Genomic DNA, 15,246 nt, shown 5'->3' on the forward strand with positions numbered 1-15,246 from the left:
TAGAAGCTCAGGGACGAGCGCCGGTACGTCGATCTCAGTCGCGCCCGGTGGCGATCGGGCGGGTGGGGTCGGTGATCCAGTCGGACCAGGAGCCGATGTAGACCGGGGCCTCGATGTCGACGGTGGCCAGAGCCAGCGCGGTGTGGGTCGCGGTGACGCCCGAGCCGCAGTACGTGGCCAGCTCGGTGTCGGTGGTGACGCCGTGCTCGGCGAAGTAGGTGCCGAGGTCGGCCGCGGGCTTGAAGTGGCCGTCGGGCGTGAGCAGGTCGGCCATCGGCGTGTTGACGGCGCCGGGGATGTGGCCGGCGACCTTGTCCATCGGCTCGACCTCACCGGCGAAGCGTTCGGGGGCCCGGGCGTCGAGGAGTACGCCGGACTCGGCGACCTTGGCCGCTCCTTCGGCGTCGACGAGGGGCAGGTGACCGGGCGTCGCGGTGAAGTCGCTGTCGTCATCGGCTGGGACGTCGGTGGTCACCGATCCCCCGGCGGCCCGCCAGGCGGCCAGTCCGCCGTCGAGCACGCGGACGTCGGTCAGACCGAAGAACCGGAGGATCCACCAAGCACGGGCAGCCGCCAGCGAGTTCGCCGCGTCGTACACGACTACCGGCGTATCCGCCGACGCCCCAGTACGCCGTACCAGCGCGGTGACTGTGGTTGCGTCGGGCAACGGGTGGCGGCCGGGGCCGGGTGGGCCGGCGAGCTCGGTGTCGAGATCCACGAAGTACGCGCCGGGGAGGTGGCCGGCGTCGTACGCCTCGCGACCGGGAGGACCGGCCAGGTTCCAGGTGGCGTCGATCAGCAGCGGCTGCGGCTCCAGGGCGCGCAGCTCAGCGACGGTGATCAGCGGGCTAGTCACGATGCAGCTCCTCCAAAGGGCAGGACTTCGGGTGACAGGGTGGCGCGGGCTCGGGCCTGGGTGAGGCGACGGCGGTGGTGGCGACGGCAGAGCACCTCGTACGCCATCTCGGCCGCGTTGCTCTCGATATCGCCCACTGCCAGCTGCTCGCCCTCGGTCACCATCTCTCCACCGATCGTACGTGCGTTGTGAGTTGCCCTCTCACCGCACCAGCAGAGCGCCTCGACCTGGAGCAGTTCCATCCGGTCGGCGAGCTCGACCAGCCGCGCGGATCCGGGGAACAGCGTCGCCCGGAAATCGGTCAGGATGCCGAAGCAGAAGACGTCGATCTGCAGCTCGTCGACCAGCCGGGCGAGCTGCTCGATCTGCAGAGCGCTGTAGAACTGCGCCTCGTCACAGACCACGTAGTCGACCCGTCCACCCTGCGTGAGCTCGTTGACCACGTGATCCCAGAAGTCGAACTCCGGCCGCACCTCGATCGCCTCGGCGACGAGTCCGAGCCGGGACGACAGCACCGACTCACCCGCCCGGTCATGGCTGGTGAAGATCCGCCCCCGGCGCCCACGCGCCTTGTGGTTGTGATCCATCTGCAGCGCCAGCGTGGACTTACCGCAGTCCATGGTCCCGGTGAAGTAGAGCAGCTCAGCCACGGGCGATCATCCTGCCAAGTCAACCGGCCGGCTCGCACCCCGGGGGTGTGTCGGGTCAGGTGCGGGTGCGCTTGCCGAGGCGTCTGGACACGGCGTACGCGATCTCGTCGACGATGCAGATGACGATGAACAAGGCCAGACAGACGAAGAAGACGCTGAATGCGGGCCACATCCATGGCGGCCGGGGTCTCCAGGTCGGGTCTTCACCGTGTTGGCGTTTGATGTCGTCCACGACGAGCTTGATCTGGGCCTTGTCGTCGTCCTTGACCCAGGTGTTTCCCTTGGCCGACGCCTTACTGATGCTGAAGATCCTGCGCGCCTCGTCCTCGGTGAAGTTCCCGAGCGCACCGCCGGTCTGCTCCCGCGGCTTCGTCGGCTCTGGCCAGACCGGCAGCCACCTCGGGTACCAGGTCACCTCGTCATGCGGTCGCGGCCAACTGCGGTGCACAGTGACCATCCGGTCGCCGTCGAGGTTGTTGACATACAGATTCTCCTCGCGGTACCGGTCCCCTGGCATCGCGTACTTGATGCCGTAATCCGTCGGCGGGTCGCCGGACCGCAGCAACCCGATGCCACCGGCGATGAGACTCGGGACGCCGAGCAGAATCGTCAGCATGAGCGCCCCGGCGACGGCGATCTGCCGGCCGGTGTAGGTGACGTCGGTTCGGGCCGTTGCCATGTCGTCGAGCCAACCAGGGGCGCGCGCCTGGGCAGGCGCGTTGACCGCAACCTGCCGACCTTCCGTGGACCGCGCTTGGGGAATGCACCTCCGGGCGGGTTGAATGGATCGTGCGCAAAGCTCTCTTGCTGGTTCTCGCGGTCGTGCTGACGGTCGCCCCCTCGCTGACGACGCCCGCTGCGGCGGTGCCGACGGCCGGGCTTCGGGCGTACTTCGTGATCACCGAACCTGGGAAGTCGGTCCAGGCGGCTGGGGCGATCACGCAGAACGGTGGCACGGTTTATGCGGCGTACGACGCGATCGGGGTGATCGTCGCGCACTCGAGCAACGCCGATTTCGCCTCGAAGTTGCGCACCACCGCCGGTGTCCAGAAGGTCGGCGCGACGCGCACCGGCGATCTGCCCGGTGAGGTGGCGAACCCGCCGCTACCGCCGGCCGGCACCGAGGCGGTCGAGAGCGAGCCCGAGACCGACCGCAGCGACATGACGCAGATCGGCGCGGACCGGGCCTGGACGAAGACCCTAGGCTCGAAGGCGATCACGGTCGGCGTCCTGGACACCGGCGTGGACGACCAGCACAACGATCTGAAGGCGAACTTCGACGCCGCCAAGTCCGCGTCGTGCGCCTACGGCAAGGCCGATACCAGGCCGGGAGCGTGGCGGGCGATCGCTGATCACGGCACCCACGTCGCGGGGACGATCGCGGCGGCCAAGAACGGTGTGGGCATGGTCGGGGTGGCGCCCGGGGTGAAGGTCTCGTCGATCCGGGTCGCCGAGAGCGGCAGTGATCTGTTCTTCCCGGAGAACACGGTCTGCGCGTTCATGTTCGCCGCCGACAAGGGTGTCTCGGTCACCAACAACAGCTACTACGTCGACCCGTGGCTGTTCCTGTGCCCGTCGAACCAGGACCAGGACGCAATCTCGGAGGCGGTCAAGCGCTCGGTCGCGTACGCCGACTCGAAGGGTGTGGTGAATATCGCCGCGGCCGGCAACGACAGCTACGACCTGTCCAACAAGGCCTCGGACGACTCGAGCCCCAACGACACCACGCCGGCCCCGCGCCAGGTCACCAACGACTGCCTCAGCCTGCCGACCGAGCTCCCGAACGTCGTCGTGGTCTCCTCCGTCGACGCCAGCGGCTCCAAGTCACGCTTCTCCAACTTCGGCGAAGGCAAGATCCACGTCGCCGCCCCAGGCGAGAACGTGTACTCGACCGTCCCCGGTGGCGGCTACGCGGCCATGAGCGGTACGTCGATGGCCTCGCCGCATGTGGCCGGAGTTGCCGCGCTGCTGCGCAGTGCGAACCCGAAGCTGACTCCGCAGCAGGTTCGCGACAAGCTCGCCCAGCAGGCCAACGACCTCGCCTGCCCGTCCGGTGCGTCGGTCGGCTGCAAGGGCACGGCGGCCAGCAACTCGTACTTCGGTGAAGGTCTGGTCGACGCAGCCGAGGCCGTCGGCGCGGCAACCGCTCAGCCGAAGGGAGCGATCTCGGTGACGAAGCCCGCTGAGCAGCTCGGCTTCGGTGGCGCACCGGCTCTGCCGCTGCTGATCAAGGGCATGGGCGGCAGCGGCGAGATCAGCTACTCCGCGACCGGTCTGCCGCCAGGCCTGGAGATCGACCCGGCGCGCGGCTGGATCACCGGCGTACTGACTCCGGGCGCCGGCCGCTACAAGGTCACCGTTATCGCCCGCGATGGCGACGCGAAGACCGCCAGCGAGAGCTTCTTCTGGAACGTCTGGAGCTTCTAGTGCCCCGGGTCGACGAGGAGGGGGATCTCCATCTCGTCGGCCGTCAGCGACCCGTGCAACCCGATCAACCCGGCCTCTTGCGGGTACCGGCGGCTCGCCACCACTGACAACGGCCCAAGCGCAGCCACCACGACATCACCGATGCGCGGCGCCACCCGGTCCTCGACCGCACCGAACCACCCCAGCGCAACCGCCTCGTCCCGGCTCAACACCAGAGCACGGTCGCCGAGCCGCTCCCGGTACGTCGCCAGTACCTCGTCCTGCGCCCCATCGACGCAGTACAGATGCCGGAAGCGCGACTCGCCACCGATCAACCGCAACCCGTCGGTGAGCGCCGGCTCGTTGTCGAGATCGACCCGGTTCTCCGGGGCCACGTCGATCATCCCGTGATCGGCGATCACCACCAGTACGGCGTCGCGTGGCAACGCAGCGCGGACCTGGAACGCGAACGCATCCGCAGCCACGAGCTCTTTTCGCCACTGCCACGAGTCGCAGCCCTGGCCGTGACCGGTGTAGTCCAGCTGGGAGTCGTACACATAGGTCAGCGACGACTTGCCCTCACGACTCGCGAACCGGGTCGCGTCCAGCCGATCCTCGACCGTGTCCGCGCCCCGATGGATACTCCCCCGGAACGCAGCCCGCGTCAGCCCGGACTTCTCGAACCGGGCCTTGCTCACGTTCCGCGTGACCACACCGGCCGCTGCCACGCGATCGAAGACCGTGGTGTGCGGCTGCCACTTCCACGGATCAACCGGCGCATCCCACTGCAGCGCATTCAGCAGCGCACCCGTCTCCGGGACGATCGACGTGTAGCCGATCATGCCGTGCGCGCCCGGCGGTAGCCCGGTGCCGAGGCTGGTCAGACTGACCGCGGTGGTCGACGGCACTCCGGCGGTCAGACTGCGCCCGGTCGACAACAGCGACGACAGGTACGGCGCCGACTCCGCATAGCGTTGGAGCAGATTCCAACCAAGGCCGTCGAACAGCAGAACGGCGTACCGGGCGGCGGGTGGTAGTCCGAGCGCGTTCTTGAAGTCGGGGACGGACAATGCGCCGGCCACCGAGGGCAGTACGTCGGCGAGCGCACCACCGCCGTACTCCGGGTTGATCGGCGCGATCATGGCACTACTTCGTGGTCGCGAACGACAACGCGCGAGCGAAGTCCAGCACCTGCTGGATACCGGCCGGGCCATCCGCGGCCGCACTGATCCGCAGCGAGATGTCGTCGGCGGCGACCGAGCCGGTGTAGCCGTGGTCGGCTTCGCAGTTCGGGTCGGCGCAGACGGCGGGCTCGAGGTCGATCCGGTTCACCATCCCCCAGCCGATCGTCAGCACGACCTCGCCGCCACCGGCCACCGCTGGGTCGGACTTGCCCGAGGCGTAGCCGGCGGGGTTGGGGACCACCCGGTTGACCACGACCGCGTTCACCCGGGACAGCGGGATGGCCTCGGTCGAGGTCGACGCGTACGGCGCCCGGATCAGATCGTCGGCGGCGTGCTCGTCGGTGTGCCCGACGATCAGCCGGGTCGGGGTCAGCGCCAGGATGGTGATGTGCCGCCGGACCTCGTCGCGATCGAACGTCGGCTCGTGCTGCAGCACGAAGGCCCGGATCGGCTCGCTCGCGATGGCGATCGCGAGCGAGTCCGTCACCACATCGGGGTAGTAACCGCAGTGGTCGATCGCCGCGCGGAGCTCCGGCGAGGCGTCCACGAGCTCCGGTGTATTCAGGTCACGCATACCCTCATCCTTGCACGACCCGCGCCCGCGCCGATTCACCCTTGTGGATAACCGCGATCAGTTCGCACTTGCCTTCCGCAGGACCGGTGCGCCCGCCATCCCGGCGGCCGCGACCAGGACGAGCCCGACCACGATCTGCCCGACCAGCAGCAGGATGCCGGAATTCCCCTCGGTGAAGATCTGTCCGCCGCTCAAGGCGAGACCGCACAGCGCGCCGAATCCGACCACCGGCAGCCCGACCCCGACCACCGGGACCAGTGCGGCTACTCGCGCGGACCGTTCGATCACTGACAGCGGTACGCCGGATCGCCGCAGCGCCTTGGCCGGTCCGGCCTGGTCGAGCGCCGTACCGACTGCACCGGCAGCTGTGGAGGCGGCTGCGGTCAGGAACACCAGCCCCATCAGCAGCGCGACACCGATCCGCATGTCGTTCCAGCTCGGGTCGTCGTCACCGCCCGGCATGAAGACCGAGATGAAGCCGGTGACGAATCCGCTCAGGACCAGTGCAGCGACCGGCCGGAAGGCGGCCTTCGGGTCGTCCGCGAGCCGGCGCCCGGCCAGCAGTGCGACTGGCCCGTTGGCGAGGTTGGCGAGCATCTTGCCGATCACCTGTACCGCGAACGGCCCAAGGATCCGTACGGCGAGTGCTGCGAACCCGATCGCGATCAGCAGCGGCACCACCGCGGCCCCCATGCCCAGACTGGCCAGTGCGATCGGCCCGACGAGCAGCGGCAGCAGCCTGAGCGCAGTGGTCGACTTGCGCGTCTGACCCCGTACGACGCCCAGCGGGGTGATGCTGACCCGGCCGAGCCCGATCAGCGCGCTGATCACCGACAGCACCGGTACGGCGGCCAGCACGATCAGCACTGCCCACCAAGGCGGTGCGATGTCCGAAACGAACCAGCGGCCGCCGCCGAGCGGGATCTGCGCGATTAGTGGGGTCAGAACGACGTACCCGAGCAGTCCGACCACTGTGCCTGCCAGACCGAGCACTGCCTGTTCCACTGCGCTCAGCCAGAGCACCTGCGAGCGGGTGGAACCTGCGAGCCGCAGAGCCGCCAGCCGGTGCTCACGGCGCTTGGCCGCGACTCCTGCGGCCTGACCGACCAGACTGAGGATTGGGAACAGCACCAGGATGATGCCGAACGCCACTGCAATCAGCAGAGCGGCCATGCGGCTGTCCATCACCGTGGTCTGCCAGCTGTCCACGTAGTGCGGGTACTTGCTGTCGATCTTGTCCACACCGTGGATCAGGACCAGTTCCTCGGGTGAGGACAGTCCTTTGTCAGTGATTACGCCGGTCGGCTTGTCCATCCCGCCGAACTCGCCTTTGAGGCTTGCCCAGTGCTTGGCGACCTCCGGCGAGACGAAGACCTCGCCTGGCGTCGGTGTGTGGTCGAGCCCGGGCGGTGGCAGCTGGTTCGGCTTCAGTGAGCTCAGCTCGAGCTGAAGCAGCGGCTTCCCGTCGAGTTTCTTGCCGTCGACCTCGTGCAGTTGGCCGATCGCGTTGGTCGCGTCGGCCCGATCGGCACCCCGCCAGCCGATCCGGTCCGAGCGATGCGAGATCCCGAGTGAGCCGGCGATCAGGAAGGTCACCAGCAGCGCGACGATCGCGGTTGCCCCGACTGCGGCGAGGTTCGCGGCACGCCCGCCGGGGCCTGGGCGCCGTACAAAGCGCAGCCCTAGGTCGGTCATCGGGTTCATCGGGTGGCCCCCAGCGACTCGTGCACGCGGCCGTCGACGATCGTCATGACGCGGTGGCAGCGGGCGGCGACCGAGTTGTCGTGGGTGACCACGACTACCGCAGCACCCCGATGCGTGGCCGCGCCGATCAGCAGGTCGATGACCTGCGAACCGGTGGTCGCGTCGAGGGCACCGGTTGGCTCATCGGCGAATACCACCTGTGGCTCGCCGACCAGCGCGCGAGCGATCGCGACGCGTTGCGCCTGGCCGCCCGATAGCTCACCTGGCCGGCGACCGGCCTCGTTGGCCAGCCCGACCTGGGCGAGCATGGTCCGCGCCCGGCCGATCGCGTCCCGGCGGCTGATGCCGTCGACCATCAGTGGGAGCGCGACGTTCTCGTCGGCCGGCAGTTCGGCCAGCAACTGGTTGTCCTGGAACACGAACCCCAGCCGCCGGCGCCGCAGTACCGTCCGGGCGGCGTCGTTCAGCTGGTCGACGCGCTCGCCGCCCAGCCACACCTCCCCCTGGTCCGGAGTGAGGATGCCGGCCAGCACATGCAGCAGCGTGGTCTTACCGTTGCCGCTGGGGCCCATCACGGCCAGCGCCTCGCCGGACCGAACGCCGACATCGACGCCGGCCAGGCCGACGACATCTCCGTAGTACTTGACCAGGCCATGTCCACTGAGGACGACCTGCGGGGCGAGTTGGGGACTCTGGAAGCTCATGATGACGAGCTTTCCGCTTTGTGGGCCGTGATTCGTCGGCCTGTGGGCCCGTCTTCGCATCGCCTTCCGGTGGCCGTTCGGCGATAGGACGTAGTACTTGAGTCGTACGGCTAGGTCAGTGTTTGGATCAGTTCGCTGCGGGTCGCGGTGTGCACGACGCGGCCGTTGGCTCCGTTGACGATCGGGAGGTACGGCGGCACGTGTCCGCACTCGACGTCGGCGATGATCGGGACGTTCAGTGAGCCGAGTGCGTCCATCACAGCCTCGTGCTGGGTGAGGGAGTCGGCGTCCGGTGCCCTGGTGCGGCCGACGAGGATCGCGTTCGCGTTGTCGAAGAATCCGGCCAGGCGCATACCGTGCAGGTTGCGGCAGATCGTGAACGCCTGGTCCTCGGCGGCTTCGACGTACACGATTGATTCGCCCAAGCGCTCGGGATCCAGGTACGGCGTACCGGCGAGGTTGCTGAGGGTCTCGATGCAGCCGCCGATCAGACGGCCTTCGACGTCTACGTCGCCATCGGCGTCGAGTCTGGTCCAGCGACCGGGTGTGTCGAGCGTGAACTCGCTGACGTCGGGCTGCGTGCGGTACTCGTCCCAGCCGGTCGCTCGGTAGCGGTTGGGCGGGGTCTGGGTGAACTGGTGTCCTATCGGTGTGGCGACGATGTCGAGCCACGTCGCGAGACCCTCGGGTGCCCGGTACGGCGTGTCCATCAGGTTGTTGCCGTGGATGGTGGCTGTGCCTGTGACGAGGGTCAGCGGGGTGATGATCGTGGACATGTCGGAGAACCCGACCACCCAGGTCGGTTCGGCTGCCTTGAGCCGGTCCCAATCGAGCAGCGGGAGCAGGTCGATCGCCGTCTCACCGCCCCACGGTGGAACCAACGCGCGGATGGTGGGGTCGGTCAGCATCGCCATCAGCTCGGCGGCGCGGTCCTTCGCCGGTGCGCTCACGTGACCGGTACCGTCCATGCAGTCGCCGACCACGACGTCGTACCCGCGAGCCTTCACCGTCCGAATCCCCGCGTCGAGACGTCCACGCAACTCCTTCGACACTCCACTCGACGGAGACGTGACGCCAACGCGGTCACCCGGGCGCAGCGGACGCGGATATCTCACGAACATAAGCCGGATTCTGGCACGGCTGCCACGGACGACGCCCCCGAGTTTCGCGCCCGGCCCGGTCGGCCCTTGCTGGTTTCGGAAGGCAGGCGGGGTTGGTGCTTCCTCGCCTTGCCCGGTTGGCCCGGGTCGGTCGGGGCTGGGGCACTTATTCGTTTCGGAAGGCTGAGGGGTAGGCGTCTCGGTAGCTTGGCATTGGGCCTGCGGGGGTGTCGACGCTCTCGGCGGTCAGTACGGCGTGGACGATTGCGCGGGTGAGTGTGTGGGCGCCGGCGGCGTAGATCTTCTCGAGTGGGAGTAGGGCGGCTGGGTCCGTGACGCTGAGGCGGGGGCGGTCGTCGTCTGGGCGACGGGTTGAGAGCGCGAAGATGCTGTCGCCGTCGACGAGCGTGTGGATCGGGTCGATGGCGCGGGCGAGACCGTCGTGCGCGATCATCGCCATCCGCTTCGTGGCGGCCTTGTCGAGTGCCGCATCGGTGGCGATCACCGCGATCACGGTGTTCATGGCATCGCTCAGGCTGGGGCCTGCTGGAGCTGGTGGGGGCGGCTCGGTCGGGGGCTGCAAGTGCACGAATTCGTCGCCGACTCCGTAGCGAGCGCCGTACAGGATGCCGTTGGCATCGACCGCCGAGCCGGCCGCGTTCACCACGACGAGCGCCCCGACTGTCGTACCGTCGTCCAGCACCAGGCTGGCCGTCCCGACACCGCCCTTCAACGACCCGACCCGAGCTCCAGCACCGGCCCCGTGGTTGCCTTGGGCAACTGGACCGTCGGACGCCACCGCGATCGCGTCCCCACCCCAGGTCGGCTCAGGCCGGGCCTGGAACCCGCCGCCGCGACCGAGGTCGAACAGGACCGCCGTCGGCACGATCGGGACCACGTCATTCGTGCCGGGCCCGACGCGCACACCTTCACCGCGTTCCTCCAGCCAGCGCATCACGCTGCCGGCCGTGTCTAGACCGTAGGCGCTACCGCCCGTCAGCACGACCGCGTTCACACCTGGGTTCGAGTTGACCGGGTCGAGCAGGTCGGTCTCGCGAGTACCCGGCGCACCACCTCGCGCGTCCACGCCGGCGACCGCCGTGGTCGGTACGTAGACGACCGTCGTACCGGTCAGGTAGGGCGCGTCGACGCGCTCGACCTGCCCGACCAGCACCCCCGGTACGTCGGTGATCGCGTTGTGCGGACCCGGCTGCATCCTCGCTCCTCCCGCAGAAAATCTGGTTGCCAACGACATTAGCTTGGAAGGTATGAACACCGATCAGCTCTGTGGTCTGCTGGCCGAACCGTCCCGCCTGCGCACCTACTCCGCCGTGGTCCTCGGCGCCACCACCCCCGACCAGGTAGCAGGCTCCACCGGCCTCCCCACCGCCACCGTCGGCAAAGCCCTCCAGAAGCTGATCAAGGCGGGTCTCGTAACCGCCGCCCCCGCTCTCGCGGCCGACGAGGACGCGTTCAAGAACGCAGTCCGCGACCAGCGCCCCGCGTGGACCCCGCTAGACCCGGACCCCGACCGCGACGCCGTCCTGAAAGCCTTCATCCGCGACGGCCGCCTGACCCACTTCCCGACGTACCCGGACAAACTCCGCATCGTCCTCGAACACGTCGTGAAGTCCTTCGACCCGGACCGCTCCTACCCCGAGCGCGAAGTCAACGAGACCCTCAACCACTGGCACCCCGACCACGCCGCCCTTCGCCGCGAACTAGTAGACGCCCGCCTCCTCACCCGAACCAACAGCATCTACCGCAGAGCATGACCACCCCACCCGCGGCTGCGGTTGATGGGGGCTTGAACAGGAAACGGTGGGCTGGGACAAGGCATAGCTTGTTCAAGGCCCCGGCGTGGTGTTGTCGCCCACGTACGCTGGCTCGATTCGGCCGCTGGCGGCAAACGCGCCGAGAAGCTGACCCGCCGCCTCCCGAGCCGAGGACACTTGAACGGACAACCCCTGAAGTTGACCCTTCTCCCCTGAAGATTCGAGCGGAGAAGGGTCGGTTTGAACGGATACCCGGTCAAGTGCCGCACAGGCGGGGCGGCCACGGGTGGGGCTGGACGGGTTAGGTGAGGCGGCGGGCGGGGGTGTCTTGGCGCGGCTTTTCGTTGGGGGCGATGCGGATGGCGGCGTCCAGGACCGTGGCGCCTTGGACGGCTACCAGGACTGAGCGGAGGTCTAGTTTGACGACCTCCTCCAGGTCGAGGGTCAGCCTTGACACGCGGTGGAGGAGGTTTTCGATGGCGGCTATGTCGGCGGGGTCGGTGCCTCGGTAGCCGTACAGGAGCGGCGCGGCTCGGACTTCGCGGACCATTTCGGCGGCGTCGCGGTCGGTCAGCGGCGGCATGCGGTAGGAGCGGTCGCCCAGTAGGTCGGTGGCCACGCCGGACAGGCCGAAGGTGACTACTGGGCCAAAGGACACGTCTTCCAAAGCCGAGATCACCACTGGCACCCCGGGCGGGGCCATCTTCTGTACGACGAATTGCGCCCGAGCCGGATCCGCAGCGACCCCGAACGTCTGGGTCATCTCGGCCCACGCGGCCCGCATGTCTTCCTCGTCGTGGATGTGGCGCCAGATGTCGGCCAGGTCCGGCCGCATCCGCCACTGCTCGGCCGTCGCCTTCAGGATCACCTCGAAGCCGAGATCGGCAGCACGCGCGACAGCCTCGTCCGCGCTCAGCACCGGGAACGCCGGCAACACCGAGATGCCGTAGAAGTTCAGCAGCAGCTGGCGATCCGAGTCGTCGAGGTCGGAGCCCTGAGGATGCCGCTGCAGGTACTCCGTCACGAAGGCCTCGGCACCGAAAGTGTCGACATCCGGCAACTCCGGTACGCCGCTGTCCGACCGCCGGCGCCATTCGGCGTACTGGGTCGCCTTGGCCAGCGCGCCCACCGCGTACTGCGGATTCAAAAACGACGGAATCGACCCACGAGCCGCCCCACCGTCGTCATCGGGAACCTGCAGCTCCTTCGGCACACTCCGCGACGCGAGGAACGTCGACACGACCGGCTTGTCCGACCCAGCCGCAGCAGCAGCCAGTACGGCGGCCACTTCGGCGCCGCTGGATTGGACCGGCGGGGTGTAGATGACCACGACCGAGTGCACGCGGTCGTCGGCGAATACCTCGGCCAGAGCGGCACCGAAGTCGGCGGCGGACGCGTCGGGGCTGAGGTTGCGCGGATCGCCGGCGATCTGGAGACCGACGCCCGCCATTGTGTCGAGAGCCAACAGAGTCAGCGCGTCGGAGTTGCTGACGATCGCGACTCGGCGCCCCTTCGGCAGCGGCTGGTGGGCGAGCAACTGAGCGACGTCGAACAGCTCACCGGTCGTGTCGACCCCGATCAGACCGCTCTGCCGGAACATCGAGTCGATCGTTGCACCCGGCAACTTGCTGCGCCGGACCAGCTGACCGACCGGCACACCCTGCGTGGCGCGACCCGACTTCAGCGCGATCACCGGCTTGCGCCCGGCGAGCCGCCGTGCGACCCGGCTGAACTTGCGTGGGTTACCCAACGACTCCAGGTAGAGCAGCACGACCTCGGTCGACTCGTCGGAGTACCAGAACTGCATCAGGTCGTTGCCCGAGACATCGGCCCGGTTCCCCGCCGAGACGAACGACGACAGCCCGACACCACGCGCGGCCATATCGGCCAGGATCGGTACGCCGAGTGCACCCGACTGGCAGAAGAACGCGACCCGCCCACGACTCGGCATCACCGGAGACAGCGTCGCATTGAGCGACACACCGGCCGCGGTGTTGATCAGCCCGAGCGCGTTCGGCCCGATCACCCGCATCCCATAAGACCGAGCGAGACCGACCAGCTGCCGTTGCCGCCGACGCCCCTCGTCACCGATCTCGGCGAACCCGCTCGACACCACAACCAGACCGCGCACGCCCTTGGCGGCACAGTCCAGTACGACGTCCGACACCATGTCGGCCTTGACCGCGACGATCACGAGGTCGACCGTGTCCGGGACATCACGAATCGTCGGGTACGCCGGAACGCCCTCGATCTCGGAAGCCGACGTGTCCGCGTTCACGGCGTACATGCGCCCAGGGAACCCACTGTCCCGCAGGTTCCGCAGCAACGCGTTCCCGATCGTGCCTTCCCGCCGGCTGGCCCCGATCACCGCGACGCTCGACGGGGTCAGCAGCCGCGCGATCGACAGCGCCTCGGAGCGCTGTTCGCGGGCCTGCATCACCCCGAACGACGTGTCGGTCGGCGCGATGTCGAACTCGACCATGATCACGCCGTCCTCGAACTCGCGCGCGACCTTGTAGCCGGCCTCGGTGAAGACGGTGATCATCTTGCGGTTGTCCGGCAGCACCTCGGCGACGAAGTGGGCGATCCCGTTCTCGCGGGCGGCCTGGGCCAGGTGCTCGAGGAGCAGTTGCCCGAGGCCCCGGCCTTGGTGCGCGTCCTCGATCAGAAACGCGACCTCCGCCGTACGGCGGCCTGTCCGTTCGTAGCGGCCGACGCCGATCATTTCGTTGCCGACGGTCACGATCAGCGCGAGGCGGTCGTGGTAGTCGACCTGGGTGAAACGCGCCACGTCGCGGTCCGAAAGTTGCGGGTACGGCGCGAAGAACCGGTAGTACTTCGACTGCTCCGACACCCGCGCGTAGAACTGGACCAGCAGCTCCGCGTCGCTCGGGGTGATCGGGCGCAGGCGCGCCGTAGCGCCGTCGCGGAGCACCACATCGGCCTCGAAGTCCGCCGGGTAATCCGCCGGGGCCTGCACGGCATACTGTGCAAGCTGTCCAGCAGACGTGTCATCCGGCGAGGTCACTCCGCCAGCGTACTCAACTCAATGAGAGGGTGGCTGGGAATTCCACGCCGTAGCGAGCATGTGCTCGGTGCGGTAGCTCGGCGTGCTGGGGCGGAGGTATCGATGTGGTTTCATCGTTGCCTTTGCACCAGTGCGGCGAGGTGCCGTGCCGAGTGCAGCGCAGTAGGCGTGGGGTTCTCAGCCACCCTCTAAACAGGAGACGGGGAATTTGGTCGCGCGGATCGCACCGGTACTGGTGTTTCTGATCGCAGTGACCGTCATCGCCGAGCTGGCCGACAAGGCCAAGGTGTTCGATGTGGCTGCCCGGGAGGCCGCCCATCTGGCGCGTGGCCGGGTCTGGCGGCTCTGGTTGCTCGTGGTGGTTCTGGCCACTGGGCTGACGATCGTGCTCTCACTCGACACCTGCGCGGTGCTGCTCACCCCGGTCGTCCTCGCAATGGCTCGGCAGCTCGACATCCCGCCGAAACTTTTCGCGTTCACCACGGTCTGGCTGGCCGGTACGGCGTCTCTCCTGCTACCGGTGTCGAATCTCACCAACCTGCTCGGGTTGCACCACTTCCGCCAGCTCGACACGTCATACCTGAGCGTCAGTTGGCGGCCGGCGATCGCCGCGATCGTGATCACGGTCGTCGTGCTCGCGGTCCTGTTCCACCGCGACCTCGGCCGAACGTACGACGTACCGGCGACTCCCGCGGTTGACGACAAGGTGCTGTTCTGGGGCTCGACCACGGTCTGCGTTCTGCTCGGGCCGGCCTTCGTGTCCGGTATCGAGGTCGCGTGGCCGGCCAGTATCGGAGCGATCATCCTGGTCGTCCTGTTCGCGATCCGCCGCCGCAGCGAGCTCCGCTGGTCGCTCATCCCGGCCAAGCTGGTCGTCGGGGTCGTCGTCCTGTTCGCCATCGTCGCGTTCCTCACCGACCACGGCCTGGAGGAGGTGCTCAGGCAGGTAGCCGGAACCACCTCCGACCTGCGTCTCAGCGCGACCGCGGCCCTCGGCGCCAACCTGTTCGACAACCTCCCCGCCTACCTGGCGATGGAACCGGTCGCCGCCTCCGACCCACAGCGGATGACCGCCCTCCTGATCGGCGTCAACACCGGCTGCCTCCTCACCCTCTGGGGCTCCCTGGCCACCCTCCTGTGGCGAGCCCGCTGCCGCGCCGCCGGCGTCACCATCACCTGGTGGTCCTTCCTCTGGCGCGGCCTCATCCTCACCCCACTCGTGATCACGGGCTCGGTCCTCGCCCTGAATGGGTAATGTGCCGAGC

At 68.2% G+C, this 15,246-nt stretch carries 13 protein-coding genes; 3 read left to right on the top strand and 10 right to left on the bottom strand.

Annotation, left to right across the window (positions count from 1 at the left end; all coding sequences use genetic code 11):
* Nucleotides 1-34 precede the first annotated feature (34 nt).
* Genes ACFTSF_RS09330 through ACFTSF_RS09340 form a run of 3 tightly spaced genes read right to left on the bottom strand, consistent with a single transcriptional unit; the run spans nucleotide 35 to nucleotide 2,185 of the window.
* A complete protein-coding gene (locus tag ACFTSF_RS09330; protein WP_380153385.1) occupies nucleotides 35-856 on the bottom strand; it encodes a sulfurtransferase in 822 nt (273 codons plus the stop codon).
* Nucleotides 853-1,506: a thymidine kinase gene (locus ACFTSF_RS09335; protein WP_344147754.1), complete on the bottom strand. Its 654-nt coding sequence runs from the start codon at nucleotides 1,504-1,506 to the stop codon at nucleotides 853-855. Before ACFTSF_RS09335 ends, ACFTSF_RS09330 begins: the two co-directional genes overlap by 4 nt.
* A gap of 55 nt (nucleotides 1,507-1,561) precedes the next feature.
* A complete protein-coding gene (locus ACFTSF_RS09340) occupies nucleotides 1,562-2,185 on the bottom strand; it encodes a hypothetical protein (RefSeq protein WP_380153386.1) in 624 nt (207 codons plus the stop codon).
* Between the two features lie 110 nt (nucleotides 2,186-2,295).
* Between ACFTSF_RS09340 and ACFTSF_RS09345 the strand changes: the two genes are divergently transcribed.
* Nucleotides 2,296-3,933, top strand: a complete 1,638-nt coding sequence (locus ACFTSF_RS09345; RefSeq protein ID WP_380153387.1) for a S8 family serine peptidase — start codon at nucleotides 2,296-2,298, stop codon at nucleotides 3,931-3,933.
* Here ACFTSF_RS09345 and ACFTSF_RS09350 read toward each other — a convergent pair.
* The 6 genes from ACFTSF_RS09350 to ACFTSF_RS09375 all read right to left on the bottom strand — a co-directional run bounded on the left by ACFTSF_RS09350 (nucleotide 3,930) and on the right by ACFTSF_RS09375 (nucleotide 10,394).
* Nucleotides 3,930-5,054: an alkaline phosphatase family protein gene (locus ACFTSF_RS09350; protein WP_380153388.1), complete on the bottom strand. Its 1,125-nt coding sequence runs from the start codon at nucleotides 5,052-5,054 to the stop codon at nucleotides 3,930-3,932. The genes ACFTSF_RS09345 and ACFTSF_RS09350 overlap by 4 nt on opposite strands.
* Before the next feature lie 4 nt (nucleotides 5,055-5,058).
* Nucleotides 5,059-5,670, bottom strand: coding sequence for a DUF5998 family protein (locus ACFTSF_RS09355; protein WP_132403650.1), 612 nt, complete (start codon nucleotides 5,668-5,670; stop codon nucleotides 5,059-5,061).
* 57 nt (nucleotides 5,671-5,727) lie between these two features.
* Nucleotides 5,728-7,365: an FtsX-like permease family protein gene (locus ACFTSF_RS09360; protein WP_380153389.1), complete on the bottom strand. Its 1,638-nt coding sequence runs from the start codon at nucleotides 7,363-7,365 to the stop codon at nucleotides 5,728-5,730.
* Nucleotides 7,366-7,370: 5 nt separating this feature from the next.
* On the bottom strand, nucleotides 7,371-8,078 hold the full coding sequence (locus ACFTSF_RS09365) for an ABC transporter ATP-binding protein (protein ID WP_380153390.1): 708 nt from the start codon (nucleotides 8,076-8,078) through the stop codon (nucleotides 7,371-7,373).
* A 110-nt stretch (nucleotides 8,079-8,188) separates the two neighbouring features.
* Nucleotides 8,189-9,199, bottom strand: a complete 1,011-nt coding sequence (locus ACFTSF_RS09370) for a S66 peptidase family protein (RefSeq protein ID WP_380153391.1) — start codon at nucleotides 9,197-9,199, stop codon at nucleotides 8,189-8,191.
* A gap of 145 nt (nucleotides 9,200-9,344) precedes the next feature.
* Nucleotides 9,345-10,394: a P1 family peptidase gene (locus ACFTSF_RS09375; protein WP_380153392.1), complete on the bottom strand. Its 1,050-nt coding sequence runs from the start codon at nucleotides 10,392-10,394 to the stop codon at nucleotides 9,345-9,347.
* A 52-nt stretch (nucleotides 10,395-10,446) separates the two neighbouring features.
* Between ACFTSF_RS09375 and ACFTSF_RS09380 the strand changes: the two genes are divergently transcribed.
* The gene (locus tag ACFTSF_RS09380) at nucleotides 10,447-10,953 is read left to right on the top strand and encodes a DUF2087 domain-containing protein (protein WP_380153393.1); all 507 of its coding nucleotides are present in this window, start codon (nucleotides 10,447-10,449) and stop codon (nucleotides 10,951-10,953) included.
* A 301-nt stretch (nucleotides 10,954-11,254) separates the two neighbouring features.
* On the opposite strand, the gene ACFTSF_RS09385 is transcribed toward ACFTSF_RS09380, so the two are convergent.
* Nucleotides 11,255-13,981, bottom strand: coding sequence for a GNAT family N-acetyltransferase (locus tag ACFTSF_RS09385; RefSeq protein ID WP_380153394.1), 2,727 nt, complete (start codon nucleotides 13,979-13,981; stop codon nucleotides 11,255-11,257).
* 208 nt (nucleotides 13,982-14,189) lie between these two features.
* Between ACFTSF_RS09385 and ACFTSF_RS09390 the strand changes: the two genes are divergently transcribed.
* Nucleotides 14,190-15,236 carry an SLC13 family permease gene (locus ACFTSF_RS09390; RefSeq protein WP_380153395.1) on the top strand — a complete coding sequence of 349 codons (1,047 nt, stop codon included), beginning with the start codon at nucleotides 14,190-14,192 and terminating at the stop codon, nucleotides 15,234-15,236.
* The last annotated feature ends 10 nt before the right edge of the window (nucleotides 15,237-15,246 follow it).

This window comes from Kribbella sp. NPDC056951 (genome assembly GCF_042674205.1).
In the GTDB taxonomy this organism is placed as follows: Bacteria; Actinomycetota; Actinomycetes; order Propionibacteriales; family Kribbellaceae; genus Kribbella; species Kribbella yunnanensis.

What these genes read in the sequence shown, in the direction of transcription:
- ACFTSF_RS09365 (WP_380153390.1), bottom strand. Translation starts at nt 8,078, where the DNA reads ATGAGCTTCCAGAGTCCCCAACTCGCCCCGCAGGTCGTCCTCAGTGGA.
- ACFTSF_RS09340 (WP_380153386.1), bottom strand. Translation starts at nt 2,185, where the DNA reads ATGGCAACGGCCCGAACCGACGTCACCTACACCGGCCGGCAGATCGCC.
- ACFTSF_RS09380 (WP_380153393.1), top strand. Translation starts at nt 10,447, where the DNA reads ATGAACACCGATCAGCTCTGTGGTCTGCTGGCCGAACCGTCCCGCCTG.
- ACFTSF_RS09370 (WP_380153391.1), bottom strand. Translation starts at nt 9,199, where the DNA reads ATGTTCGTGAGATATCCGCGTCCGCTGCGCCCGGGTGACCGCGTTGGC.
- ACFTSF_RS09355 (WP_132403650.1), bottom strand. Translation starts at nt 5,670, where the DNA reads ATGCGTGACCTGAATACACCGGAGCTCGTGGACGCCTCGCCGGAGCTC.
- ACFTSF_RS09350 (WP_380153388.1), bottom strand. Translation starts at nt 5,054, where the DNA reads ATGATCGCGCCGATCAACCCGGAGTACGGCGGTGGTGCGCTCGCCGAC.
- ACFTSF_RS09360 (WP_380153389.1), bottom strand. Translation starts at nt 7,365, where the DNA reads ATGACCGACCTAGGGCTGCGCTTTGTACGGCGCCCAGGCCCCGGCGGG.
- ACFTSF_RS09375 (WP_380153392.1), bottom strand. Translation starts at nt 10,394, where the DNA reads ATGCAGCCGGGTCCGCACAACGCGATCACCGACGTACCGGGGGTGCTG.